This window comes from Nostoc sp. TCL240-02 (assembly GCF_013343235.1).
Classification (GTDB): domain Bacteria; phylum Cyanobacteriota; class Cyanobacteriia; order Cyanobacteriales; family Nostocaceae; genus Nostoc.
Genome location: NZ_CP040094.1, coordinates 7,096,246 through 7,123,161 on the forward strand (window position 1 = coordinate 7,096,246; position 26,916 = coordinate 7,123,161).

Genomic DNA, 26,916 nt, shown 5'->3' on the forward strand with positions numbered 1-26,916 from the left:
AACCAAATTAAATTATTGTGGGTTGGACAATATAAGCGCCCTAATCAAGTTAAATGTGAAACTACATCTTTGAGGTAAATATCTTGTCCGCCTTTGCTTACCGGCAACTGATATGTTCGCCCCATAATCAGGTATTTACTCATGATAAACTCCACGATTAACTACTACGTAAAGTAGCCACTAACTGACGTGCAAAAGCAGAAATTGCTTCATATTTATTGTTGTGGAGTTGCATCATTTTACTCCGGGCAGTTTGTTCAGAGGGGTTATTAGCAACTGCTGCCAATTGTTCATAACCTGGATAATAACGACAGAATGTATAAATACCGTTATCATCTAATAGCCATTGGCTATAGACACCTTCTTTGCGGGGAAAAAAGCTTTCTGAAGCATTACGAGAAATAATGTTGCGGGGATATTTTAAGATATCTGCAAAACTATCCACTGCAACTGGCTGAATCCTTCCAATCAATCGTGTTGTCAAGTTTTGCAAAATTTTAGATGCAGCTTTAGATTTGGCAATAGTATCAGGATCTTGTCCCGATAAGATGACTCTGATACCAGCTTTAGCACCGTTCGCACAAATTCTGCCAACTAAGTCAGAGATTTGCTCGAATTCAAATAAAATTGGTGCTTCGTCAATAAAGAATATAGAAGCTGGGCTACTTAATGCCCGTCGTAATGCTGCTGAATATGCACTCAAGGATAGTACGGCTGCATCTTCACTATCTGATAAGTTTCTGAGAGCAAAAACTAACAGTTGTGCATCAGTAGGAAAGCTAGATGGTGCAGAAATAGCTTGTCCCACACGACTAGAGAGCCAAAACCGCAAGCGTAGTTGAATTTGACTCAGAGCGTCTTCTACTCTGCCACTTAAAGAATCTAGCTGCAAGTATTCTGGCGAGCAGAAATAGAGAAAATCTTTCAAGGTAGGGGTTTTCTGCCAAGCCAGAGTGCCGAATCCTCCCATCATCGCCTGTCGATATCGCTCTTTGATGCCCTCATCTGTAAAGAAGGCTTCTAAAGCTAGGTTGAGTAGCGATCGCACTGTTTGCGATAAAATTTGACTTTCAGTGGATGATCCTAAAACCATTGTCATTAAAGCTGATTCTAGGAAGGCGGTATAATCGTTAAAGCGATCGCGCTGTTGTTCTGGTTCTAGCGATCGCAAATCTGGCTGTTCAAATAAGTTATTCGATTGTTTGGAAATATCAAAATAGGCTCCATTCCCCTCCATAAACTCTGTATAGTCTGTGAAAGTTGATGTGCCATCAGGTTTAGGGAAATCTAACGCCACCACAGGAATGCCATGTGCCAAAGCCTGAGTTAAAATCCCTGATACTAATACCGATTTACCAGCACGAGTTGTCGCAAACAAAGCTAAATTTTTGTGTTGATTAAACAAATCTAAATGTACGGGTGTTCCGCCTTCTTCGGCAATCAACTCAAAGCCTTCTTTATCACCCCGTTTAGTTAAAACTAAAGGCATTAATCCGGGAACTTCACTGGTTAAATATAGCTGACGACGGTTAAAGGGTGTTGCTAATAAACCTTCCCAAACTATCGGTAGAGTTTGCAGCCAAATTTTCCAGGCATATTCAGTTTCCCTAATTACCCTTGCTGGACGTTGAAAACAGTTTTCAATATACCTTGTTGCCTCATCTAACTTTTCAACAGTTGGACGGTGTACCAAAATAGCAATACTCGTATAAATCGGGACTGCACCTTCAAATAATTGTTCTTGCGCCGCTACCGATTTCTTCAGCTTCAATTGAGCGTTGACATCAATGGTTTTACTTTTTTCTTGAGCCATGATTGTCGTCATGTTTGACTGCTTCAGTACTCGTTGCAGAGTCGTTTTTACCATTGCTGGATTTGCGGCAGTCAACTCACAAAAAATCTCTGTATCTGCTACTCTTTCTCTGGCCAAAAGTTCCCATAAATAGCGCAGTTGGGAAGATTTATTTGGCCAACCTCCAGGTTTTTCAAGAAATGACAGTGCGCCAATATAACGATTGTTAACATTAACCCAACGGCGATCGGCACAAGGTACGCTAGACTCCATCAGCAAAGTTGTGCCGTGGATATTGTCTATGAGCAATTTAGTACTAGCTAAATCTGAATTAACTTGCTCATGCAGTCCTTGTTCATCTAAGGTCATCAACTGAGGAATCTCTATTGCCTCTGTGTCATTAAACCTTTTCCAGACCTCTTTCCAGAGTTCATCTGCTGTCAAAGGTTTAATATCCAATCCCATTTGGTTTGATAGAATCTGTTCCCAACGCAGAAAACCCTGCTTGTAAGCATTTGTGATTAGGGTTTCGATGCGCTGATTTTCTACTTCTGATAGTTCACCTTTGAATTTCAACCACCATGATTCAGCTTTGACTAAAAGCTTCTCTATCCAATCATCTGCATGTTGCGAGTTAGATTCAATGGTGTAAGTGACATAAATCCGCAAAAATTTTGGCTTCCGAACACCAGAAACAGTCAGTTCTTTGACTCTGGCTCTTTCTGCCATCAATAAGTATTTGATATCTCGTGATGGCGCATTTCTAATTAGTGATGCTAATTCCTTTTGGCGCTCTTTATCGGAACTAAAAGATCCCAAATGCAGCGTCATTCTTTCACCGCTAGGGATATCTTTTAATCCAGCTTCAATGTTATTAAAAAGTGTATCGATTTGTTCGGGTCTTAAGGTAGTATGAATTCCCTTACAGTCAAAACCAAAAACAAAGCAAAACCGATCTTTTTGAGTGCCTTTTGTCAAAAGGTACGCGCCAATATCGCGTCCATTCATAGCGACACGTAGCATTGTCGCCAAGTGTAAGGCATCTTCAAATGGTGTTAATCTACTTTCGTTTCCGGCGATGCCGACGCTTTGTTTTCCGATTTTTTGCTTCATGGTTAACTTCCAGTAAGCTTTGATAACGAGCAAAGCCTCTTGTCCAAGCGGGAACGCCAATAAATTTACTTAAAAAACTCCAACTTCTACCACCAGTTAAAATCCACCAGGTTCCTATTCCCCAACCAGTCATTAGTACTGTCCACAACCATTTTTGAAACTCTTCTTGGAAAAGACCCCCAAAAATCCCATTGATAATAAAGTAGGAGGCTAAGGCAATCACTGTCCAAGGAAGAATTTGATCAGCAGGGATGGGCCCTAGAGAAGGTTGGCTTCCCAGAACCTGATTAACTGGACGAAATTCTTGTTCCCGCTCTTGAGACATTTGAAATATCTGAATTATTTACTGCTATCGCCAATTACAAAGCGTGTGAGTACATCAGCAATAGTAACAGCAACAACGACTAATAGGGGAGTTCTGGCAATGCTTTGCCAATCTTCATCTTTACGCACTGCGTTGATCACACCAACCAGGGAGATTGCAATATATAGTAAGTAAATCGCCCGCAACACATTAAATATCAAACTTACAGCTGTGTTGCTACCACCACTATTGGTTGTTGAACCATCACTTAAGGTTTTCTTGAAAAACTTTTCAGCTTCCCCAAAAAACTGTGCTTGTGCGGGGCCGGCAAAACAGTCTAACCAATAAAAACTCAGGATGATGGCTGCTGCTAGAATTTGCAATAATATTAGCGATCGCCTTGGTAAATTTGCCTGCTGCCCAATTTGCTGGGTAATGACTGCAATTAAACTACCAACGAGTAAACAAAAGAGCAGGATAGGACTTTTTAGGCTGATAACGCTTATAAGTACAGCACAAGCAATCAAAAAAGGAACAGATTCAACCAAAATAATCAAGCTGGATTCCAGTCCCAGTCTTAACTTATGAGATCCTTTGACTGCGCTACCAGTTAAAGCTTTGAAAAAGTTTCTCTTGTGAGAACTTTGTCTAGACATTTGCTAATTTTCCTATGGTGTACTTGAGTGTTGGTTGTCTAAAATTTTACGCTTATTTAGAACTTAACATGATTGAACATTCATTTGTAATGAAATTATGAAGTTCGCAGTAAAGTCTTACATTATATACAAACTTTGATTAATTTAAATTAATAAAATATTAATTTTGGTTTAAAAGGTGAGGTATGCGTGGTTTGAGAAACTAGGTTTCAAGCTTTAAACCAGAACTGCTACAGTCCTTCTAAACTGGTTGTAGAATCCAGTAGAAAGGCGAGATAGTGCTTGGCAGATTAATTACAAGTTCTATAGAAAACATTTTATTCCTCCAAGCAACCGTTTTGTAAGGTGTTATCTTTTTTTGATGTGTTATAATTGAATACATACTTACTACAAATATAGAGAAGTTTGCAACACAGTGGCTACAGTATCCCATTTGCAAAGGACTTTGGGAATACTTTTGGAGATTATGTTAGCACTACCACTGATACACGTATTAATTCAATCTACTGTCAATAGCACAAAATAGACTGCGCTTTATTCTTTGACCTAAATATTCCGAATGTTTACAAAGTGGTTTATTGTAACCCTTTCAAGGTGGCTCCAAAAATATCTTTTTTCTCTTTGCGTTCTCTGCGCTTCTGCCTTCTGCGGTTAAAAAGTAATTTATTTAACCACTCCAGACACATAAAACACATAGGAAAGAGGTTAAAAGGAGGTTAAAAAGGAATTTATTGGCAAATATTTTACCGACCTTGAAAAGGCTATTACCCATTGGCAGAAAATATCAAATATGAGATATAGTTTTTTGATTACAATAGCTAAATTTTTCAGCTATTTTTAGCGATGCCTGGGTTGGGCTATACCTAAGCAATTAATAAAAGGATGATTGATAAAATGCTGAAACAACGTATTCTCATTGATTCACATGCTGATTAATTTGTAAAGTTAATATACTTTATTAAAAATACATATTAAAACCTTTAAAAAGAGCTTAATAAGCAAAACTATAATATAATAAAAAGTTTCAGATTTTACTCCGGCCAGATTAATAAAAAGCTCTACAAAAACCACTTTTAAAACACCGATAAGCTCCAAAAATACTTTGAACTTTTTTAATCATTCCATAATGCAATCATGATTTGAGCTTTACCTTAATACTATACTGTTGATTTCGTTGGCAAACTTTAACAGCTATTAGGTATGGCAATCTTAAAAGATTCGTAAAATCTTACTCTCTTTACCTTGCGCCTTAGCGGTAGCTTGTGGCAAATTGCTGTGCATCTGCATTAAAGAAAGTGGTTTTCATGATTCAGACAAAGTTTTCATGCCAAATAAGTAAGTGGGTAAAAATAAACATAGCTTTTTAACAGAGTATAAGAGACTGATAACGGTAATTAAGGCATGATTCGTAGTACTTACTAACCGCTCCCTTATACTAAAGCAATTGAATGTTTGTTTATACAACCTTACCTTGCAATTGTAGAGTTTTTGAATAGCAAAAAATTATGTGATAGAGTGCGATAACAATACTTTTATCCACTCAATATTGCTATTTATTTGCTCTAGTCCTTAAACTATTTGTCAAAACTTTTAATTTATAAATAACCTTTTTAATGCTAAGTTTTTGCATTTAGAAAAGGTTATTTATAATTGGCAATTTGGCATTTGATTTGGATTTGTTAAGGTGCTAAATCCTAAAATTAACTTGAAGGAGCTTGACATGGTTTTCTATCGCGATCATCAATCGAATCATTTGAGAAGTTCAATTTCTGTACTTGCTATAGCAATTGGTTTAGTAGCGGGTCAATCTATTAGTGATAAATCTCTAGCTCAGACTTCAATAAATGGTGCAGGTGCAAGCACTGTAAATACTTTGTTTGCAGGTACAGGAACTGCCTATCCTCTTGCGCCGAAAGGCTCATGGTTTAACGCTTACGGTGTTGGGAATCCTCCATCCCTGAATAATAATGTACCCCCAGCCTTAGCCGGATTTCCAAACGGGACTTATGGTCCAGTCAATACAAGCGTCACATTTAGATATGCTTCGGTTGGTAGTGGCGCAGGTATAACATCTTTTCTTACTCAAACCCCACCACCTGCTACTGGTGCTACAATCAGTGCCCCAGTTTCTTTTGCAGCAACTGACGATCCCCTAACAGGCACAGAAAGAGTTACTGGCAGTCCCAACAATGTTCCCACCCCCGCAGGCACACCCCAAAATCCAGTTCCATACGTCCAAATACCTGTGATAAGTGTTGGAATCGCGTTAGCTTACAACCCCAGTGGTCTAAATGTACCAGCCGCTGGAATTAAGCTTTCACGGCCTACTTACCTTGCTATTCTGAACGGCAGTCTAACAAATTGGAATGATGCCAGAATTAGAACAGATAACGGTGGCGCAATAATTGCAGTAAATAAACCCCTGATTTTCGTACGTCGTAGTGATGATAGTGGTACCACTTTTGCTTTAAGCAGTCATCTTAAGGCCGCATTTGGTGCTACATGGAACAGAGGAGTTGGTAAAAAAAGTATTGGTGCTGCTGTTATACCCAATCCATTACCAGCCGATACAGTTGTTTGGCCAGCTAATTTCCAATTTGCTTCAGGAGGTGGAGGTGTCGCCACCAAGATTAAAGCTACTGCTGGTGCCATTGGTTATGTAGATAGTGCTACGCGGTTAGCTAATAGTCTGCCAGCAGCAGTCTTACGGAACAAGTCAGGTAATTATGCTGCCATCTCATCAACTACAATTTTAAATGCTTTTGTAGGTGCGACCGATCAAGATACAAATGCTCGGCGGATTAAACTCGTAGTAACTGATCCAGCAGCTACAAATGCTTATCCCATCGTTACCGCAAGTTACCTACTATTTTATGACAAATACGCAAGTGCTAGCATAGCAACTGGTATTAAAGGATTTATCAATTGGGCTTTAGGAGTACCACCTGTTCCAGCACCAGCAGATGTAACAACCAATCCGAACTCTATAGCTATAGCTCGCGGATATGCTCCTCTGCCCGATACCATTAAAACTCAAGCTCGGACTGTTGTAAATACTTACGTAGATACTGTTTTTAATCCAGCTCCATAATTGCGTTAATACCATTATTGGTATTCACCTTCCTTGCCTCCTAAATGTTGATAAGGATATAAAATCATGCCCCAGGATTATATTTACAATCTTGGGGTCTAATTTAGATAATACATATTAATGGTGGTAAATCTACCATTAATATTTAGCGATTGCAGGATATATTAAACAGTCGTAAAACGGAAATTTATAAATTTGTTTCATTCGATTATAGATATTGAATAAAATAACTAAACAGCTTATATACTATGGCTTTAACTAAATATTTACTATACTTATTATTGCGATTACTTTAAATAAATAAAAATAATTAGTTTAAAAAGTTTTATTGTATAAAGCAAATATTTTGCACAAAAAATCATAAATTAATTAACTTAACCTAATTTAAAAGTAATGCTAAGGTTATTTGTTTAGAAATTTTCAATCTAGATATACTGGTAACAACAAACACAGGAAAAATCATGGCTGATCTATTATTAAATATATAGAGCTTGAACGGCAGCAACGGCTTTGTTATCAATGCAGTTTATAAGCGTTACAAACGCTGAACAAGAGACTCTTGGGAGAGTCAATATATCAATCTCACAACTGCCGTCGGCTTGTTCGCTTTTGGCGTTCCCACATGGAAGCATCTGGGGTTGGGCATTGACTAAAAGCTAAAAATAAGGATTTGAGCGAACCTAAAGCAGTGCCCACCTTACTTTGCGATCGCAGTAACTATTCATCCTCTGTGTCTTTAAATTATCCAAAAGTCAGAATTGAATACAACCTTACTGCTGTTAGTGGCATAACATCTATGGATCAGACATAGTTGGGAAAAGTTCAACTGTCAACTATGTTATAATTGAATAGTCGAGAAATATTTTCGGTCATGTAACTGGCTATGTAGACACCTCTCCGAATCTAAATCTCTACAAACTTTGCTTCTGGAGGTGTTTTTTGTCAGTTTATATTGCAAATTTATCCTTTAAAGATGAGAGTCTTTAAGGATTGCAAAAATTGAAATTTTTAGTGAGTAGAACTGTATTGCACTACCTGGCGTGAAACGGATACCTCTCACTTTCAAAAAATATGCTAAAAAGAACGGACAAGTTTAGTGTGTCACAAACGCAGACAACATACGGATAGTACTTAAACTTATGCCAACGGATATAATTACCCGTCCTGAGTCACTCACAGAAGATTGTTTCTTTACTTACGCCCTTGGGACTGATTTGCACGATACTAATTCCACAGCCAAATATTTACGCAGAATCAGAAAAGAAGATAAACCTTATATCGATATAGCCGTTTCTCCCAGACCTGGCTATCGGTTTGAGGTTTGTCTTATCCCTGTTGAAGGGTTCGCTCAAGAAACAATCTTAACAAAAGATGGGTTCGCCAAAGCTTTAGCGATTATTTGTGCTGTATCTAACAAAGCTAGAAAGCGATTTCCTTCAGGAAATGGACAAGAGATTGTCCGGTGTCAATTTAGCAATTTAGCTGATGCAGTCGCTGTAGCGAACAGATTGTCTGCATTACCCTCTGATATGTATGAAACTCTCGGCAAGCTACCAAATGCTTTGTGAGATTGTGTCTGCTTTAAGATTTATGATTAAGGCTGACGCAAAGACATTTTAATGGTAAGTAAGTAGACGGACAAGAGAATAAAAAACTCAATAGTTCATATTTCATTTGTTCATAAAAGTCTTGCATGACGAGCCTTTTAACCTTAAATTGTACAATTTTTCTGTTTTTGTACAGCGATCCATAATTCAAAGTGAGTCTTTTTTATGCCTATAAGTCCTTTGCGTGAAGAACCTCGTAACCAACGAGCGCCTGTAATTCGTACAAGTAATGAATTTATTCTTTTGGAATGGCTAAAGTCAACTGGTCGTCTAATTGAGCGTGAACATCAAGAATCTGAGTATCTAACTGAAGTAGAAGAAATTTCAGAAATGATCGACCTTGATGATATTCCTTACGATCATGATGATGATGATGGTGATATGGATATAGAAGCGTAATTCGTGATTCGTAATTCGTAATTACCCGAAGCGTTTCATTAATTTGGAATGTGTATTTTATTTACGCCTAAAGGCTAAGAATCCCGACTTTTTAGAGAAGTCGGGATTCTTAGTATGAAAGTACGAGTGGGTTTAATTCTTGGACTTGAGTAGTAGATAAAATAATTGTCCATTGCTAACTGTGACACCAGCGCGATCGCCTGCTAATTTCCCAGTACCTAAAAAATAATCTACTCTACCTGCACCTTTAATTGCGCCGCCAGTATCTTGGTCAAGAACATAGCGGCTAACGATATGCTCCTCCAGTTTTCCGGTAGGATTAGCGAAAGGAATAGAAGCGCGAATCAACGCTAAAGCACCAGGAGGCATGAGAGATTTATCTGTAGCGATGGAACGCTCTGCTGTTAGGGGTACGTTGATCGAACCTTGAGCTGGTTCACCGTGATTTTCTTGAAAAAAAACAAAACTGCGATCGCGCGGAATATAAATATTTAATTCTTGAGGATGCTTTTGGAAATAGTCGAGAATAATTGGCATAGTCATCCCTTGTAACGGTAATTTGCCATCATTCGCTAATTCTCGGCCGAGACTTTTGTAGTTATAAGCATTATTCCCCGCATAGCCGATCGCTGTCTGAGTCCCATCGGGAAGCTGAAGTTGGGCTGAACCTTCAATTTGAGCTAGATATGGTTCAAGGCGATCGCGAAACCAAAACAACTCTAATCCTCGTAATTTCCCTTTTGCGCCTTGTAAACCATCTGCTCCTTCTAACTCCTCTCGTGTCGGATGCGGCTTAGGCCAGGAGTTTAAATCAGGAGGTAATCGATAAACAGGATAACGATATTCTGGTGTGGGGACGCGACTAGCTGCGTAAAGCGGTTCATAATAGGCGGTGAATAAAACAGAACCTTTGGTGTCTTTACCAACTGACTGGTAAAGAACAAATTCTCGCAGGGTGGCTTGATGTAATTCTGTTGCAGAATTGGTTGTCAAAACGAGTTCACGAAATCTGTTCAAGCTTTTGAAGACGCGATCGCGTGTAATTCCAGCTACCTGGTAGTTTTGATAAGCAGTCGCAGCATTAGCCGTTTGCAGGTATTGGAGACTTTGAGCGATCGCACTCAATAGCGCCTTTTTGTCTGGTATTTCTCGATAGAGAAGTTCATCTAAACAAGAAGTATCACCTTGACAACAAGTAATTGGTAGTCTCTGAATTAATGGTACTTTTTGCTTTTGTAGAAGTACATTTTGGTTTTCACCAGTTAAGGAAACTGGTATATCCCACTTTTTCAACCGACATTCTGGCGGACTGAGTTCCTGATGCGCCAAAGATTGCATCCGCACCAGCAAAATCGACAAAACCACAGGTAAGCCAATAGCGATAAATTTGCTAAACTTTCCTAACTCAGCAAGTGTCTTTTTCATCAAAATTCAAAATTTTTGAGATTATCCCACTTCGCTCAAATTCAAAAACCAAACCGCAAAGCGAGAGTCATTAGTCATTCATTCTCTGTGCCATGCCCAATGCCCAATGCCCCATTCCCAATAACTTATTCATTCATATTACGATAAGTCGCAACTGCGGAAGGCGATATCCGGTTCAAATATCGGAAGATCCAATATTTGAAAATGGTATCTAAAATCACGGGAAATGTAGCAATAAATAAGAAGATAAAATCTCGATTCGCTGGTAATCCCCAATGACGTGATACACCTTCTAAGAGTACTTCCCAACCATGAGGAGAGTGGAAACCTACAAATATATCAGTAAACAAAATAATGATAAATGCCTTGGCACTATCACTAAGTCCATAAACAATGTTATCAAAGAAATCTTTGACTACAGCAATAGAAGACTTACTGACAAGCAAAAGCCAGATAAAAGCACCTACCGAAAACATATCTGCAAAAACATTTTTGATCGCATTAGAGCTTTCATGACGAAATTCTTCAGCAAGCTCTACAGCCTTGTTTGCCATTTTAGCTTCCATCTGTTCAGACGACAGTGGAGGAGCATTTATAATGAGATTTTCAAACTTGAGTTTTTCTTCAAATCTTTCTAATTCTTCAAGGGCTTCCTCTTCCATTTCTGAGTTGATGAATATCTGCATCTTGTCACTACTTCTAAAATGCTCAACAGATGGCCCGACTACGAAAGCTTTTGCTATCTGATGTGTCAAAAGTGGTATGATAATTAATAGTAAAATAAACCTGATAGATATTATTGTTCTTCTTTGAGTCTGACGGAAATTCTGAATTACTTCTTTTTCAGAATTAGGGTCTAATTCAACTTGCAGACGAGTGATAGTGCTTAAAATAGAACGAGGTAAAACGCCTGTTGTATCTACTTTACTCTTTGGTTTTGGTTTTTTCTCCGAGTCTTGAGTTGGTATTTTGGGTGGTAACGTTGGAGTATTGACGAGCAGCAATTTATCATCAGATATGGCAGAGTTAATTGGTAGATTTGGAGGTTGGACTGCTAAAGCATTAGAAGTTATTTGATCGGAACTTATGCTGTATTTGGATATAACTTGATCGATAAAGTTTAGCTTTTCCAAAACCAAAGAAGGACTGGGATGTTCTATACCTGCTTTTTGAGCAGCTTTTTGATTCTCTTCATTTAGAAACCAACGGCTTGCTCTAAACTCTGTCAGCCGCATCTTAGCAATTTTTAAAAGCTTGTTGAGGTCTGACTCAAAATAATCCATCACGCTGTTACTGTACGTGGCTGAACCAATGTCTATTTTATTACCACTGAAATGCTTATCTTCTATTTCCTTAATCTTTAATGCTGCATCGTAAGCTTCATGTAAAGAACGTTCAGGAGTCTGTAAGTACCATCGATAAGCAGCAAGTAAAAAAGAATAGATTTTTTGGCTAAAAACAGAATTTTTCATTGGAAACAATCATCCAGCATTATTTGGTGATTCTTAACCTTAAGTTAACCCACGAGGTATATTAGCAAATCTACAAGGAGAAAGTTTGTGGTTTCTCATTCGGTTTGGATTGTTGGCACTAGTCGCACTGGTAAGACGGCTCGCTTGGTAGAGCAATTTTGTAGTTGGGTACAACCTGAAAAGCAGCATATTGAATTATTTTATACTAATAAACAAGCACGTAAAAAAGGCGAACGCATACCTGAATTTTTATATCTTAAACAAACAGAGCCAGGAGTTTTAGTCTTAGCTGCCAATGATGATAATCGTCGAGAGTTGGGGGATATCATTGTTACATCCACATTAGGGAAATATCCGGTACGTGCCAAGACACCGCTAGGCTTTTTCCAGGATGAAGTTATTTTATTTTGGCCGTTGCTAATTAACTCGTTGAACCTGAAGGCCCAGTTTCCGGTAAGGTTGCGGCCAGAAACGGAACAAGAGTTAGCAACCAAACTCTGGCGTTCCCAGTTAGACGAAGAAATTTTACGAGTTGCGGGAGTGAATGAGTCGCGCTTGGTGCGTCGCATTTTAGACTTATTGCAATTAGCTGCTTACAGTGGTGTACATTGCGAAAATATTGCCCAGATTTTGACAAAGGGTCTGGGGGAAAATACTACAACTTTAGAGCCAGAATTTTTGGCATCTTTGCTCATTGATTGGCGTAACTGGTGTTTAGAGAGGGGGTTACTAACTTATGGCATTATTACCGAACTCTATAGTCAATATTTATTAAGCGATCGCAACTACCAACAGCACCTAACTAAACGCTATCAAGCAGTATTGGCAGATGATGTTGACGATTATCCTAGCGTAGCGCGTCTTTTGTTTGAATTGCTATTAAATCGAGGCGCAATTGGCGCGTTTAGCTACAATCCCGACGGTGCAGTGCGATTGGGATTGGGAGCAGATCCCAAATATCTAGAAGGATTAGCAAAGCGTTGTCGGGTAGAAATCTTAAACGAGCCGCCTCCAGAGTCTCTGGGAGAACAAGCTAAACAGATGGTGGAATTAGTCACAGAACCAATGGTGTTGGTGAGTTTACCTGAGATTGTGCATTCCATTCAAACTACCTCCCGCGCTCAACTATTGCGACAAACAGCCGAGGTAATTGCTGATGCTATCCAATCGCAGCAAGTACAAGCAGAAGAAGTAGCGATTATTGCACCAGGTTTAGATGCGATCGCTCGTTATACTCTAGTAGAAATCCTCGTCAAGCAAAACATCCAGGTAGAATCGCTCAATGACCAACGTCCTTTAATTAGTTCACCCGTCATTCGCGCCTTACTCACCATGCTGGCACTAGTTTATCCAGGCTTGGGTCGCCTCGTAGAACGCGATGCCGTGGCTGAAATGCTAGTTGTATTGAGTAGAAAACAACAAGCACCAGAAAACTCCACAGACGCGATGAATCGCGTTACCGATATCGATCCGGTACGCGCTGGTTTAATAGCAGATTACTGCTTTGTACCCCATCCCGATCGCCCCAACTTGCTACCAGTGTCAGCCTTCGAGCGCTGGGATAGAATCGGCTATGCGGCTACTACAGCCTATAATGAAATATTGGAGTGGTTAGAACAGCAGCGATCGCAACAAGAACTGCGGTTAATTCCCAGTCCTATTTCCCTATTAGATAGAGCAATTCAGCGTTTTTTGTGGAATGGTAGCAATCTCCCCTACGAACAACTAGCAGCACTGCGGGAATTATTAGAAACCGCCCAACACTACTGGGAAATTGACACTAGGTTACGACAAATCGCCCCAGTTGAGACAACGCCTCAGACAACTATTATTGAATTTATTCAACTACTGCGACGTGGTACAATCACTGCGAACCCTTACCCTGTGCGTCCTATTGGTGGAGCCAGAAAGGCCGTCACCTTAGCAACTATATTTCAATATCGGTCTAGTAGGCGATCACACCGTTGGCATTTTTGGCTGGATGCTGGTTCACCTCTTTGGGCCAAAGGTGGCGCAGCGACGTTATTTGGTGCGCCGTTTTTTTTGCAAGACAGGTTAGGCGAACCTTGGACAGCAGAAGATGAAAAATTGGCAGAAGAAGAACGACTACGGAGGATTTTGACAGATTTACTATCTCGCGTATCCGAGAGAGTTTATTTGTGTCACAGCGATTTAGCCGTAAATGGACAAGAGCAATTAGGGCCGTTATTACCTTTAGTCAATGCTTGTGTAACAGTTATTTCTGAGGCTACTGTTAAGTAATGTTCAGATCCCCGACTTCTTTAAGAAGTTGGAGATCTTGTTGTAATATATCTGTTTGTATTTAGTAGTAATTGCCCCCTTTTTTACATACAAGTTTGGGGTTGATATTTGGAAATTTCGCGACTGTGGTTGAGTCGGAAAAGGAGAGCGAGGAAGGACTTTATCACGCCTTAAGAGCAAAGGAATACTGAGAAGTCCCAAAACAATTACTACTCCAGTCATTATCCAAACGATGATCCTATTTGGTTTATAATCTGCTCGTTCAATTTGCCAGAAAACTTGGTTGTATCGCCACGCGGCTAATGCAACAGCCAAAATTCCAAAAACTACCAAAGCAATACCCAAATTTTCCGAGTTGGATAATGGATTTACCTGAGTTTCTTGTTGAGTAATAGCAATATTCAGCTGTTGCAGAAATATACCAAATCGCGCAATAGCAAAACCAAAACCAATCAATGAAATAGAAGTACGTAGCCAAGCTAGAAAAGTACGTTCGTTCGCTTGATGCTCCCTTTGACGATCAATTTTTGGTATTTTATCCATGAGTACTTCTGACGACTACTTACTCTTGAAAAGTATTCATAATGATGAATAGCATGAACTAGCGCCACAAGTTCAACACAAGCTAGTCAGGGCTAAGAGAAAACCCCAAGCGATCGCTAGAATCTTTACAATAGTAAATAAGGTAAAGATATATATCAGAGTCAAAATCAATGGCACTATTCGGATTTGGCAAAAAGCAAGTTATGCCCACACCAGAAGAAGCTTTATCAGGAAGGGCACAGTCTATGTCGGTACCTGCTGCTCATTATGTCAACAAGAATCCTTTAAAAGCTCCTTATCCCGATGGATTAGAGAAAGCGATTTTTGGCTTGGGCTGTTTTTGGGGTGCAGAACGCAAATTTTGGCAACTTAAAGGAGTTTACAGCACCGCAGTGGGTTACGCTGCTGGATTTACACCCAACCCCACTTATGAAGAGGTATGTAGTGGGCGAACCGGTCACAATGAAGTGGTATTGGTTGTGTTTGATCCCAAAATCATTAGTTATTCTGAACTGCTCAAAGTCTTTTGGGAAAGCCACAATCCTACCCAAGGGATGCGCCAAGGTAATGATGCTGGCACTCAATACCGTTCGGGAATTTATGTATATTCTGAAAGCCAAAAGCAGCTAGCAGAAGCATCACGGGAAGCTTATCAGCAAGCTCTCAACGATGCAGGCTATGGCAAGATTACTACAGAAATCTTGGATGCACCGGAATTCTATTACGCCGAAGCCTACCATCAGCAATACCTGGCTAAAAATCCTAATGGGTATTGTGGTTTAGGAGGGACAAATGTTTCTTGTCCCGTAGGTGTAGTTGAATCGCAAGTGAGCGGTTAGAAGAAAGCAAGGGGAAAAGGGGCAGGGGGAGCAGGGGAAGAAGGGCTATTGATTATTACCCAATGCCCAATTCCCAATGCCCAACTAAAATGCAGCTTTGAGCAAAGCGATCGCTCGAACCCACAGCATAATACTAATAGGCGCTCCAATGAGAATACCAGCGATCGCCCAGCCTCTTTGATGGGCTTTGAATTGTTCAATACTGCGCCACTGCCTACTTTTCCAAGCCCATTCATTGCCTTTGGCACCGAGTGCGATCGCCATTAACCACCAACCATGTGGTACAAAACAGAATAGCCCATACCATACCTGATTCGGCCACATCCACAACCAAGGCATGAGAAATGCGCCCCAGTTCCAACCGAGAATTTCCTCTGGGACTGTTTCATTTTGATTACTTATGCCGCATCCAGAATTGTTAATTATTTCTCTTAACGGTAAAAGCTGACTTCTGTTTGCAGATTTCACAGCCAGACCAGATTTTAGAGCATTCAACGCTTGGCGGGCATCAGTAAACCGTTGTTCGGGAGCGGGTTCTATTAACTTTTGTAGCCAACTGGCAAAACTAGGACTGAGATTAACTCGCTCTATAAATTGCAGCCGCAAATCCTGCTGAGGTAAATCAGAGGGGCAAGTCCCAGTCAGCAAATGAATCAGAGTCGCACCCAGTGCATAGAGGTCTGAAGCTGGAACTGCTCGACCACCAAATTGTTCCATTGGGGCATAACCATAAGTACCCACAACGGTAAAAGTAACGCCTTCTCTTGCCGCTTTATCTTGCACTGCGCCAAAATCAACTAAATAAATCCGATTATCTTCGCCCCAGATTAAATTACTCGGTTTTATATCTCTATGTAACACCCCTGGGTTTAACTCATGTAAATACATGAGAATATTTAAAATCTCACCAGCGATTTTTCTCGCTCGCTTTTCAGTAAACCTTTTGCCAAGAGCAAGTTTTTCTTTAAGCGACTCACCAGGAATATATTGTTGTATTAAGCCAAACCAGAGAGTGCGATCGTCGATACAAAAATAATCTATATATCTAGGAATGCGGGGATGATTTAGCTGTTTAAGAATTTGTGCTTCCCTCTCAAAAAGTTTCAAATCATCCCACTGTATATTACCGCCAAAGGCTAAAAGTTTGACCACAACGGTCGAATTTTCGCCATCAGAGGCTAGTAAATCCTTTGCAAGCCAAGTTTGACGAATTCCATTGTTACCAAGTTGGTGTTGGATTTGATAACGATCTTGTAATATCTGTTCTGGTTGCAGCATCTTACACCTGCTGGCAGTTTACGCCGATCTGATTCCCTTATATTCAAGGATAGTCATTATCTAGAGAAATTGTGGGAATGAGATAATTTTTGCGATAGTAAGCTTGATATTCCGCAGACAGCAGAGGTTCCCACCAATCACGATGATTGAGATACCATTCAACTGTTAAACGTAAACCCTCAGCAATCGTTACAGAAGGTGTCCAACCAAGCTGAGTTTTAATTTTGTTCGCATTAATTGCATATCTCCGATCGTGTCCCTGTCTATCCTTGACAAAAGTAATCAAATCCTTTGCTGGACGTACTGGTAAATCAGATGCTAATTCATCCATCATTTCACACAAAAGCTGCACCAGGTTTAGATTTTCCACCTCATTGTTGCCACCAATATTGTAGGTTTCCCCTGGTTGACCATGATTGATTACCACATCCAAAGCACGACAATGATCGACCACATAAAGCCAATCCCGCACATTTTTACCATCGCCATAAACAGGTAATGGTTTACCTATTAAAGTGTTGATGCACATCAGAGGAATTAGCTTTTCGGGGAATTGATAAGGCCCGTAATTATTAGAACAATTTGTGATAATTGTTGGAAGTTTATAAGTATGATAATAAGCACGCACTAAGTGATCGCTACCAGCTTTGGAAGCTGAATAAGGACTATTGGGAGCGTAAGGTGTAGTTTCAGAAAAAGCTGCGTCATTTGGGCTCAAACTACCGTAGACTTCATCAGTCGAAACGTGTAGGAAACGATAATCAGATGGCTGTGCTTTAGCCTCCCAATATTGGCGAAAAGCTTCCAGCAGCGTGAAAGTTCCCACCACATTAGTTTGCACAAAAGCCGCCGGGCCAAGAATCGAACGATCGACATGAGATTCAGCAGCAAAATGGGCAACAGTATCTATATTTTCGGTTGATAATAGGTTGTCTATAATGGTGCGATCGCAAATATCCCCCTGCACAAACCGAAAATTCTCTTTTCCCTCAACCATCGCCAAGTTTAGACGATTCCCCGCATAAGTAAGCGCATCCAACACCACCACCCGATCGTTTGGATAAACCTGACACCAGTGATGGACAAAATTCGCCCCAATAAACCCCGCACCCCCAGTAACTAATAACCGCCGACTCATTCAATTTCCTCTCTTCTCTCTATGATCTATGCGCCCCTGTGGTGCGTTTCTATTACTTAAAATATTTCTTCCTCAGCTTTCCATATATCCTCTGAGCAAGTAATTTTGCCATACGTATTCTCGTCAAACTCTTAATATTGGATGGCTGTTGGATCTTGTGATCGAAAAACTCATTTAACTCATCTAGAATAACTTGGAAACGCTTAATAATATTTTCAGTCCGATGCTCAGTGAAAAAATCTTCAGATAAACTAAAATTTGCTGAAGAATCAATCATTTTCAGAATACGTTGCACATCATATTCTTGAGAATATCCAGCAATTTTATAACAATTAAATCCAGGATCTAAGTAATCTGCCAGTCCTCCGTTAACACTAGAAAATACTTGACAACCACAGGCAAGAGCTTCCATTGGTTGTAGACCAAATCCTTCACTAACGCCCTGTTGTGCCCAGTACTCAGCCGAATCATAGAGGTAAACCTTAGCTCGGTTAAACAGTCCGGGTAAATCCTCTATGTATGAATCAACAACCAATACTTTACAACGTTTTTGCAACGCTGGAATCAATTCTTTAATTAAATACTCAGAAGATTTTCGAGCCTGGACTAAAACATCAATATCCCGTTCCAGACCTAAATTTTGGAACTCATCAGAAATTTGATTGGGCAAATAATAAATCAGAGAATTAGGTGATTTTTCTCCCCAATATCCCATTGTATAGCGGCTAACAGTAACAATCGGAATACTTGCAGGTAGTCTAAATGGATAACCTGGACTATGTGCATGATAAACCACATTGTATTGCTTAAGTTTAGCCACAAGTTGAGCTATATCAAATCCCCAACTAATGACAAAAATTACATCACTTAAATTTTTCTCTTTTAGTAAATCATCAATAAAAAGCTTATCTTTTTCTCGCTGACGGTAAGTTACAACATCAGCACTACAGAAATTCTGAGCTAGATTAAGTGCTTTTAACTCAGCCCAAAGACCACCACAGGCAAATTTGCCATCTGTACCGGGGAGTAAGAAGTAAAGTTTTCTCATAATTTTATTAGGGCATTAGGAATTGGAATTGGGCATTGAGAAGAGACATAGTAGACAAGGAAGAGGGGGTAGACAAGGAAGAAACTTGAATAATTCTCCCCTTGTCTTCCCTGTCCCCCTGCTCCCTTGCTCCCCCTGCTCCCCTGCTCCCTCTCATTCTTGCCAACCCACTTTAACAAAATGTGCCTCACGCCCCCAAACGTCGCGTGTACGGGTAATATTTTCAATTGCTAGGTTAAAAGGAATGGCAGTTGTTAGGTAACGCTGCGCCATAAAACCTAAATCAGGTGCGAGTTCAGCAGCTGTCGTCGCTGCTAACCCCAAACCTATAAGTTGCTCGATTGGTCGAAATGGTAGTAACAGATGTACACCAACAGCTAGTCCAGCTGTTAAAAGCATTGCTACCGATAAATTTGTGCCGCAACGGGGATGTACAGCTAAATCCCATTCTCCATTGGTGAGGCGATGTCGAGCAAGTGCTACCGCACGGCGCAAATCACTAATATTTACTTCACCATAAAGGTAAAATCCATGCTCAGTAGACAAACCACCTAATAGTTCGTTATCTGGTTGAACGTTAGTAGCTTTTCCTTTAGCAGGTTGGCCACTTTGTGAATCACTAAGAACCCAAACAGTAGCGTGTTCTAAGGCGTGAACCTGCCGGATCATCAAAATTTCTTTCAACCCTGGTATAAATGATAGCTGCCTGAGTAGGTCAGCATCTTGTGTGGGTTGGGGAAAGTCTAAGGGACGGTATTCTGTGTTCGGAACTTTCTCAGATACAGGTACCCTAAGATCAAAGTTAAAAAAATCAAAGGGAGACGAGCCACCCTGAAAAGAAGCAGAAGTATTCATTGGAACACCACTCTCCAAGCCGATGGAGCAATATAGATTTCTCTCAAATGTAACGCTTGCACCACTGAATTGTTGCTAATTTTTGTGGTTAATTATTGAGTTTGGGTATCAAGTATGGGGCATGGGGCATTGGGCATTGAGAAGAGACATAGTTTTGTAGCTTGGGTGCAGCTTTAGCGTAACCCAACATAAATAAGGTAGTAATGTTGGGTTGCGTTTCACTCCACCCAACCTACATAAATATATCTTTTAAAAAACTCTAGGTTTCAACTAGGTTTCAACATACATGAGGTTTAGTTTCCGAGTCCGAGGGTCAGCTGGCTCCACTAACATAAACTCCGGCTGAGTGAAGGACTCGGAACTTTTGGTAGAGCGTTCACACTGAAAACTTAGGCGTGGGGAGGGAAACAATCAGTCAACCTCAAAATTGGCTTGCAATTCTACCAGACCATAGCAATTAGGTTGCTACTAGTAAATTGTTTATTCGATCTGGTTAGGGAGAAGACAGCAATTGACATCATTTAAGCAGACTTTGCCCCACTGTAAGGCCCAGCGGACAAGAGCTACTCGATTTTCGGTCTCAGTCTTGGTCAGAATATTGCTGATATGGTTATCAACTGTACGCTTGCTAATCTCCAGTTTTCCTGCAATCTCTTGGTTAGTTAAGCCAGCGGCCACTAGGTCGATAATTTGCAGTTCTCTGTCTGACAGACTAACGGGGGTCTCAGACTTGCCACCAGCCATGACTATTTCTATCCTCCTTTGGTATATCTACTTAATCACTCTTTCTAATTCTAGAAGATTCTTTTGTTGGTAGGGGTTTCAAGTATTAGCAGTAATACTATTGTCAATATTTTCTTTGGATTTCAAGTTGGCAAGAATATAAATCTCGACAATATACAAGTATTATACAACACTTATTTTTGCCTTTAGATTAGTATAAATGTTTAGATAATTTCGCTGGTAATTAGAAGCATATAGATGCTATGGAGTAGTAAAAATTGCTATTTAATTCTATGAAGGACTGGCGACAATTTAGCAAAAATTGTTGTAGATTTTATACTGTAAATTCTTAATCCAAAATCGAAATCTCAAATCTAAAATGAAATGAGCAATTCCCGTGTTTTGTGCCTCGGTGAAATTTTGTTTGATTGTTTAGCCGATCAATTAGGGTTAAAGCTGGAAGAAGTTAAATCCTGGACTCCCTATCCAGGAGGCGCACCAGCTAACGTAGCCTGTGCTTTAGTCAAGCTGGGAACGACAGCAGGATTTATCGGAGCCGTTGGTGAAGATGAACCAGGAAATGCACTAGTCAAGCTATTACAAGATGTAGGTGTGGATACGACGGGGGTACAACGTCACCCCACAGCACCAACGCGGCAAGTTTATGTTACACGGGATCTGGCTGGCGATCGCACCTTCGCCGGATTTGGTCAGTATGACACCGCAGAATTTGCCGATACTCGCCTGCAAGCCAAACAATTGCCAGATGCGCTGTTTCAAGAGGCAGATTTTCTGGTTTTGGGTACTTTGGAATTAGCCTATCCTGAAAGTGAACAGGCAATTTACCGCGCCCTAGAGTTAGCAGAACATTACGATCTGAAGATTGTTCTAGATATCAATTGGCGGCCTGTATTTTGGGACGAGCCAAAAATCGCTCATCAAAAAATTCCAGAATTATTTAAGCGAGTAGATTTCCTCAAACTCTCCAAAGAAGAAGCCGAATGGCTATTTGAAACCGCAGATCCTGGAGCCATTACTTACCGCTTGGCTTCAATTGAAGGAGTGTTAGTAACAGATGGCGAAAACGGTTGCACCTACTGTCTGGGTGAGAACGAAGGCAAATTACCTTCCTTTTCCATCCCCGTAGTTGATACCACTGGTGCAGGAGATAGCTTTCTCGCAGGATTCATTCACCAGTTGAGTCAGCACGGCATCCACAGCTTGCGGGATGCTGAAACTGCAAAACGCATTGTCACTTATGCCAGTGCTGTTGGGGCACTGACTACCATTAAACCAGGTGCGATCGCTTCCCAACCAACAGATACTGAAGTTGAAGCTTTTCTAGCCTCACATCAACTCTAGGAACTAGTATAAGCCACTGGGATATCAGCCACTAAAGGCTGATACTCCCGACTAGAAAACGGACGAGAATTCTTATGCCAAACTTTATACTTTATAGCTGCATAAACAGCGATGCTAATAAATACAAGTGAATAGAAAATACAGATTAGCTTAAAGTATTGATGAAGCATTATGAAAAAAATCACAAAATGGCTTTTGGGTTTAGCGATTGTTCCTGCAAGTTTGGTATTGACATCTAGCCATACTAAAGCCAGTCAGCTTGCTGGTGAGTGGTTCTTTGGTCTCTGGGATTGTAATATTGACGGTAGACCAGCCCAAATGCAGTGGAAAGTAGTCGATGATCCACAAACTAGTTGTAGTGGTGATGTTTGTTCTACTACTTCTGCTGTCCGTCTCGTGGGGCAGTTTAGTGATAATGGTAGTGCGTGGGTTCCTCTAGGAAAACGTTTCTCCAGCACTAAAAGACAGGATTTAGGTATTCGTTATTTAGGTGTAGAACAAGATAACTGGTATCTCAAATACAACAGTCTTACTAAAATCGCGGATGGTTGGACGACATGGCGGGGTAAGCGCTACCCACTACAATGTCGTAATCGCAGATAAACATTTGCCAAATTATGTATCGCTAACTTTGAGAACTAAACACGCCAGCACCACATTTTATTAACTTAGATAGGCTAATACTTTAGTTGGTCTTAGCTTGCTGCCACAGAGTATCAACAGTTACAAACTGATAACCTTGTTGTAGCAGTTGCGGAATGAGAATTTGGATTGTGGCAGCAACATCTTGTCCACCGCAAGCACCATCATGTAAAACAATCAGCGAACCATTTTTGACCTGCTGCATAATTCGCTCTACCACAGTGGTGATACCTGGTCGTACCCAATCTTCAGGTACAACGCTCCACATAACTGAACGGTAATTCCACTGAGAAAACAATTTTAAAGTAGCAGGTGTAAATAAACCATTGGGGGGACGGACATCCCGCACTTGGTCAGGTTCTAGATTGCAGGCATTGTAGATGGCAACTTGGGTTTTTTCTAAACTGTCCTTCAATTCATTGAGTGAAAGCATAGGAAAAGAACGATGATCGTAGCCATGCAATCCGATCCAGTGGCCGCGATCGCTAACAGCTTTGGCGATCGCTGGTGAACGGTTGACGCAAACACCCAACCAAAAAAAACTGGCTGTAATATTGTAGCGATCCAATACTGCCAAGACTTCGGGTGTGTATTGCGGATGGGGCCCATCATCGAATGTGAGTGCGATCGCTTTAGTATGGGGATTTCCACCCCAAAGGCAATTGGGAAAACTTGGTTGGAGAATGCGATAGAAAACTGGGAACAGAGGAGCTAGCTGCATTTTGCGTTTATCTGCTGCTGACAAATTTTTATAGGTATTGCTTGCGAAACTGCGATGGGCGTTCGCGTAGCGTCTCGGAGAGAAGCGTGGCCGTAGGTGATCGCACCGCATACATACAATGCCTCAATATTCTAGCCAAATTATCAGAACCCAAAACTTCGTACTTAGAACTCGAAATCCTAAGAAATATCAAGCGATGGGCATTAACTTGCTAGTCACTTTGTAACAAAATCTGTAACAGCATTACTATTTGAGCTAGCACTCGTCTAGATTGATGACAAATCTACGGGTAATCCCGGAATTTAAAGATTAATGTTGCTCAAAGATATACGAGATTATCAAATTCTATTTCTCGGCTTATTCCTAGTATTGGGAATCGGTACAAGAGATTGGACGCTGCGGCCAGAGTTAATTGGGGTAGCGATCGCCACCAGTCTCGCAACCCAATGGATATTGTCATTAGTTACTGGCAAAGAACAAATGGCAAATCTTCGCAGTGCTTTAATTACCTCTTTAGGACTGGGACTGCTATTGCGGGCTGATTGCTGGACGACAATGGCAATCGCCGCAGCAATTGCGATCGCTAGCAAATTTATCTTCCAAGTCGGTGATAAGCATTTCTTTAATCCCACCAATTTTGGCATCATATCTGCCTTGATTTTGACCCCCGATGCTTGGGTTTCGCCGGGACAATGGGGTGAAGAGTGGTGGTATGGGCTATTATTTGCCGGTACTGGCGGCATGATTTTGCAGCGCGTTGGTCGCTGGGACACCACAGCAGCTTTTTTAGGTTCCTACTCTTTGCTAGAGGCGATTCGCAATCTCTGGCTGGGTTGGACTTGGGATGTTTACTGGCATCGATTGATGAGTGGGTCTTTGCTGCTGTTTGCCCTATTTATGATTACAGATCCGCGATCGATCCCCAATTCCCGAATTGGGCGGGTAGTTTGGGCAATCTGCATCGCCGGATTAACTTTTATCCTGCGGAATTATTTCTTTATTTCCACAGCAGTTTTCTGGGCGCTGTTTGCCCTTGCGCCATTGACCATCCTGATAGATGTTCTGTGGTTAGCCCCAAGGTTTTCTTGGCAAGAGGTGGATGAGGGAGCAGGAGTAGGGGAAGTGGGGGAAGAATTTCTCACTCAGCACTCCTAACTCCGCACTAAAAAAGTAGAGGTATAAAATGAAGTTTTTTCGAATTTTAACGCCATTATTGTTGGCAATCATAGCTGTTTTCTGCTTTGCACCAGCAGCTTGGGCATTTTGTGGATTTTATGTAGCTAAAGCTGATACAAAACTGTATAACAAAGCTTCTCAGGTGGTAATAGCACGGGATGGCGATCGCACCGTCCTAACAATGGCAAACGATTTTCAAGGCGAAGTTAAAGATTTTGCGATGGTAGTACCAGTGCCAACAGTGGTACAAAAAGAGCAAGTTCGCGTCAGTGAACCCAAGATTATCGAACGCCTAGATGCTTTTAGTGCGCCGCGATTGGTAGAATATTTCGATCCAGATCCTTGTGCCCCAGTTTACCCTCAAGAGTTATCAGCAGCACCAGCGCCAGCAGCAAGAATGGAGGCGGGGAATGCAAGGGACGATCGCAGTTTGGGTGTAACAGTCGAAGCACGTTTCAATGTCGGCGAATACGACATCGTGATCCTTAGTGCTAAAGAATCTGGCGGACTAGAAACTTGGCTCCAACGCAATGGTTACAAAATTCCTAGAGGTGCGAAACAGTTACTAAAACCCTATATCCGCTCCTCAATGAAATTCTTTGTTGCCAAAGTCAACTTAAATAAATTCGAGAAATCTGGCTACCAGTTCCTTCGTCCGCTACAAATTTCCTACGAGTCTCCTAAGTTCACGCTGCCAATTCGTTTGGGCATGATTAATGCCACGACAGAGCAGGATTTGATTGTCTACATCCTCTCGCCCCAAGGACAGGCAGAAATAACTAACTATCGGACGGTGAAAATCCCCTCCGACACAAACGTTCCTTTGTTTGTCAAAGATGAATTTGGTGACTTCTACAAATCAATGTTTCAAACTGCCTACACCAAAGAAGACAAGAAAGTAGGTTTTTTAGAATACGCTTGGAATATGGGTAGTTGCGATCCTTGTTCTGCCGAGCCTCTAACCCCAGATGAGCTTAAGCAAGCAGGCGTATTTTGGCTAGATGATAATTCTCCAAGTGATGTGCCAGTATCCCCACGCTTTCGTCGTCCCTTTCCAAACAGTAACGTCTTCATCTCCCGGTTGCATGTCCGCTACACCCGCGACAAATTCCCTGAAGACTTGATATTCCAACAAACTGCTAACAGTGAATTTTTCCAAGGGCGTTATGTTTTACAACATCCGTTCCAAGGAGAACTCAAATGTCAGGCGGGTAGAGAATATAAACGGTCTTTGCCCAAACGTTTTGAACAAGAGGCGCAAACTCTGGCTAAACTCACAAACTGGAAGATCCAAGACATTCGCAACAAGATGAAACTGAGTGTTGGTAATCTGACATATTCTTGGTGGGAAAATTTATTTTCTTGGCTGGGATTATATTGAGGGAACTGAGGACTGGGGAAGAAGTAAGGGGGCAGGGAGCAGGGGAGCAGGGGGCAGGGGGCAGGGGGTAGGGGAGATTAGGAGGATGAGGGGGACAGGGAGGATAAAGGGAGAATTATTCAACAAGTCTCTCCCTTGTCCCCCCCTCTTCCTTGTCCCCCCCTCTCCCTTGTCCCCTCTATCTCTTATCGATGCCCAATTCCCAATGCCCAATATCTTGATGAAAGGTAATTTTTTGTGGCGTTGTTATACGCAATACTAAGATATTCTTGCTTTCTGCCTCAAGATTGTCATGGTTCAATTCGATGAACAGCTACGCCGCTTAGTTACCGAAGCCTGTGGACACCCACTTGGAAGTCCTCAGCGTCAGAAGCTGCTCACGCAAATTATTCGCTTGACAGCAAATAGACTCTGGAGGGAAGGTACTCCCTACTATCAAGATGCCCTACAACAAACTTGGTTGTATTTCTGCCGAAATGTTTGTGATGGTTTGACTGGTCAAATCTATGACCCCAACTATGGCAGTATCATTACCTGGCTAAATGCTTACCTAAAACGTAGACTACAAGACTTTTACATTAACCAGAACCGGGAACAAGCCACCACAGTGCCTCTTCGGGTTCGTCAGTCTACATCGGGTGGAACAAGCGAAACAATCGATCCTGTAGATAATCTCCCCGCTAGCCCCCAGGCACCTCCCATTTTGGAAGACTTGGAAACATGGGCTCAGACCGATTCTGAAGGAGAACTGCGCCGTACTTGTATTAAAGGACGACCAGATGTGAATTGTCAGGTGTTAATTCTTAAACGCCTACCCCCTGAAGTTAGCTGGAAAGAATTATCTGAGGAGTTTAGCTTGTCAATTCCGACGTTAAGCAGTTTTTATCAGCGCCAGTGTATACCACGTTTGCGTAAATTCGCTGAATCGGAGGGATTGTTTTAAACAAGGAAGAAGGAGAGCCAGTTCGTTGCAAACTTTCCCAAAAATAAAAAGACCTCTCCCTGGTTTGACCGAAGAGAGAGGGGAGCAGGGGGAACGGGGCAGGGGGGAACAGGAGGAGAAGAGAAGGTGTTCTTGAGAGAAGAATT

Annotated in this window: 22 protein-coding genes and 1 pseudogene; 11 read left to right on the forward strand and 12 right to left on the reverse strand. The window is 41.2% G+C overall.

The window, feature by feature from the left end; all coding sequences use genetic code 11:
• Positions 1-157 precede the first annotated feature (157 nt).
• Genes FBB35_RS30370 through FBB35_RS30380 form a run of 3 tightly spaced genes read right to left on the reverse strand, consistent with a single transcriptional unit; the run spans position 158 to position 3,865 of the window.
• Positions 158-2,905: a hypothetical protein gene (locus FBB35_RS30370; protein ID WP_174712721.1), complete on the reverse strand. Its 2,748-nt coding sequence runs from the start codon at positions 2,903-2,905 to the stop codon at positions 158-160.
• Positions 2,853-3,230, reverse strand: coding sequence for a hypothetical protein (locus FBB35_RS30375; protein ID WP_012410598.1), 378 nt, complete (start codon positions 3,228-3,230; stop codon positions 2,853-2,855). Before FBB35_RS30375 ends, FBB35_RS30370 begins: the two co-directional genes overlap by 53 nt.
• Before the next feature lie 14 nt (positions 3,231-3,244).
• Positions 3,245-3,865, reverse strand: a complete 621-nt coding sequence (locus FBB35_RS30380; protein WP_174712722.1) for a hypothetical protein — start codon at positions 3,863-3,865, stop codon at positions 3,245-3,247.
• A 1,720-nt stretch (positions 3,866-5,585) separates the two neighbouring features.
• Between FBB35_RS30380 and FBB35_RS30385 the strand changes: the two genes are divergently transcribed.
• The 4 genes from FBB35_RS30385 (at position 5,586) to FBB35_RS30400 (ending at position 8,962) form a co-directional block, all read left to right on the forward strand.
• Positions 5,586-6,956, forward strand: coding sequence for a substrate-binding domain-containing protein (locus tag FBB35_RS30385; RefSeq protein ID WP_174712723.1), 1,371 nt, complete (start codon positions 5,586-5,588; stop codon positions 6,954-6,956).
• Between the two features lie 670 nt (positions 6,957-7,626).
• Positions 7,627-7,767, forward strand: a complete 141-nt coding sequence (locus tag FBB35_RS30390) for a hypothetical protein (RefSeq protein ID WP_174712724.1) — start codon at positions 7,627-7,629, stop codon at positions 7,765-7,767.
• A gap of 328 nt (positions 7,768-8,095) precedes the next feature.
• On the forward strand, positions 8,096-8,524 hold the full coding sequence (locus FBB35_RS30395) for a hypothetical protein (RefSeq protein WP_114082878.1): 429 nt from the start codon (positions 8,096-8,098) through the stop codon (positions 8,522-8,524).
• 204 nt (positions 8,525-8,728) lie between these two features.
• Positions 8,729-8,962, forward strand: a complete 234-nt coding sequence (locus tag FBB35_RS30400) for a DUF3134 domain-containing protein (RefSeq protein WP_012410593.1) — start codon at positions 8,729-8,731, stop codon at positions 8,960-8,962.
• A 132-nt stretch (positions 8,963-9,094) separates the two neighbouring features.
• Here the strand turns inward: FBB35_RS30400 and FBB35_RS30405 are convergent, their stop codons facing one another.
• Positions 9,095-10,387, reverse strand: a complete 1,293-nt coding sequence (locus tag FBB35_RS30405; RefSeq protein WP_174712725.1) for a murein transglycosylase A — start codon at positions 10,385-10,387, stop codon at positions 9,095-9,097.
• A gap of 125 nt (positions 10,388-10,512) precedes the next feature.
• Positions 10,513-11,868: a proton extrusion protein PcxA gene (locus tag FBB35_RS30410; RefSeq protein WP_174712726.1), complete on the reverse strand. Its 1,356-nt coding sequence runs from the start codon at positions 11,866-11,868 to the stop codon at positions 10,513-10,515.
• A 78-nt stretch (positions 11,869-11,946) separates the two neighbouring features.
• Here FBB35_RS30410 and FBB35_RS30415 point away from each other — a divergent pair, with 78 nt between their 5' ends.
• Positions 11,947-14,121 carry a recombinase family protein gene (locus FBB35_RS30415; protein ID WP_174712727.1) on the forward strand — a complete coding sequence of 725 codons (2,175 nt, stop codon included), beginning with the start codon at positions 11,947-11,949 and terminating at the stop codon, positions 14,119-14,121.
• Between the two features lie 108 nt (positions 14,122-14,229).
• Here the strand turns inward: FBB35_RS30415 and FBB35_RS30420 are convergent.
• A pseudogene (locus FBB35_RS30420) lies at positions 14,230-14,664 on the reverse strand (YidH family protein); the annotation flags it as partial.
• Between the two features lie 170 nt (positions 14,665-14,834).
• On the opposite strand from FBB35_RS30420, the gene msrA reads away from it, so the two are divergent.
• Positions 14,835-15,503, forward strand: a complete 669-nt coding sequence (gene msrA / locus FBB35_RS30425; protein WP_174712729.1) for a peptide-methionine (S)-S-oxide reductase MsrA — start codon at positions 14,835-14,837, stop codon at positions 15,501-15,503.
• An 84-nt stretch (positions 15,504-15,587) separates the two neighbouring features.
• Here the strand turns inward: msrA and FBB35_RS30430 are convergent, their stop codons facing one another.
• The 5 genes from FBB35_RS30430 to FBB35_RS30450 all read right to left on the reverse strand — a co-directional run bounded on the left by FBB35_RS30430 (position 15,588) and on the right by FBB35_RS30450 (position 20,566).
• Positions 15,588-16,781 carry a serine/threonine-protein kinase gene (locus FBB35_RS30430; protein WP_174712730.1) on the reverse strand — a complete coding sequence of 398 codons (1,194 nt, stop codon included), beginning with the start codon at positions 16,779-16,781 and terminating at the stop codon, positions 15,588-15,590.
• Positions 16,782-16,824: 43 nt separating this feature from the next.
• On the reverse strand, positions 16,825-17,919 hold the full coding sequence (rfbB, locus tag FBB35_RS30435; protein WP_174712731.1) for a dTDP-glucose 4,6-dehydratase: 1,095 nt from the start codon (positions 17,917-17,919) through the stop codon (positions 16,825-16,827).
• 52 nt (positions 17,920-17,971) lie between these two features.
• Positions 17,972-18,967: a glycosyltransferase gene (locus FBB35_RS30440; RefSeq protein ID WP_174712732.1), complete on the reverse strand. Its 996-nt coding sequence runs from the start codon at positions 18,965-18,967 to the stop codon at positions 17,972-17,974.
• A gap of 153 nt (positions 18,968-19,120) precedes the next feature.
• Positions 19,121-19,822, reverse strand: coding sequence for a DUF6391 domain-containing protein (locus tag FBB35_RS30445; RefSeq protein WP_174712733.1), 702 nt, complete (start codon positions 19,820-19,822; stop codon positions 19,121-19,123).
• Positions 19,823-20,302: 480 nt separating this feature from the next.
• Positions 20,303-20,566, reverse strand: a complete 264-nt coding sequence (locus FBB35_RS30450) for a helix-turn-helix transcriptional regulator (protein ID WP_012410583.1) — start codon at positions 20,564-20,566, stop codon at positions 20,303-20,305.
• Between the two features lie 363 nt (positions 20,567-20,929).
• On the opposite strand from FBB35_RS30450, the gene FBB35_RS30455 reads away from it, so the two are divergent.
• Both FBB35_RS30455 and FBB35_RS30460 read left to right on the forward strand, forming a co-directional pair.
• The gene (locus FBB35_RS30455; protein WP_174712734.1) at positions 20,930-21,907 is read left to right on the forward strand and encodes a carbohydrate kinase; all 978 of its coding nucleotides are present in this window, start codon (positions 20,930-20,932) and stop codon (positions 21,905-21,907) included.
• Between the two features lie 171 nt (positions 21,908-22,078).
• Positions 22,079-22,510 carry a DUF6006 family protein gene (locus FBB35_RS30460; RefSeq protein ID WP_174712735.1) on the forward strand — a complete coding sequence of 144 codons (432 nt, stop codon included), beginning with the start codon at positions 22,079-22,081 and terminating at the stop codon, positions 22,508-22,510.
• A gap of 82 nt (positions 22,511-22,592) precedes the next feature.
• On the opposite strand, the gene FBB35_RS30465 is transcribed toward FBB35_RS30460, so the two are convergent.
• Complete coding sequence (locus FBB35_RS30465) at positions 22,593-23,270, reverse strand: polysaccharide deacetylase family protein (protein WP_174713827.1); 678 nt, start codon at positions 23,268-23,270, stop codon at positions 22,593-22,595.
• Between the two features lie 312 nt (positions 23,271-23,582).
• Between FBB35_RS30465 and FBB35_RS30470 the strand changes: the two genes are divergently transcribed.
• The 3 genes from FBB35_RS30470 to FBB35_RS30480 all read left to right on the forward strand — a co-directional run bounded on the left by FBB35_RS30470 (position 23,583) and on the right by FBB35_RS30480 (position 26,770).
• Positions 23,583-24,425: an RnfABCDGE type electron transport complex subunit D gene (locus FBB35_RS30470; protein ID WP_174712736.1), complete on the forward strand. Its 843-nt coding sequence runs from the start codon at positions 23,583-23,585 to the stop codon at positions 24,423-24,425.
• A 28-nt stretch (positions 24,426-24,453) separates the two neighbouring features.
• A complete protein-coding gene (locus tag FBB35_RS30475) occupies positions 24,454-25,827 on the forward strand; it encodes a DUF2330 domain-containing protein (protein WP_174712737.1) in 1,374 nt (457 codons plus the stop codon).
• Positions 25,828-26,119: 292 nt separating this feature from the next.
• Complete coding sequence (locus FBB35_RS30480; protein WP_012410578.1) at positions 26,120-26,770, forward strand: hypothetical protein; 651 nt, start codon at positions 26,120-26,122, stop codon at positions 26,768-26,770.
• Positions 26,771-26,916: the final 146 nt, after the last annotated feature.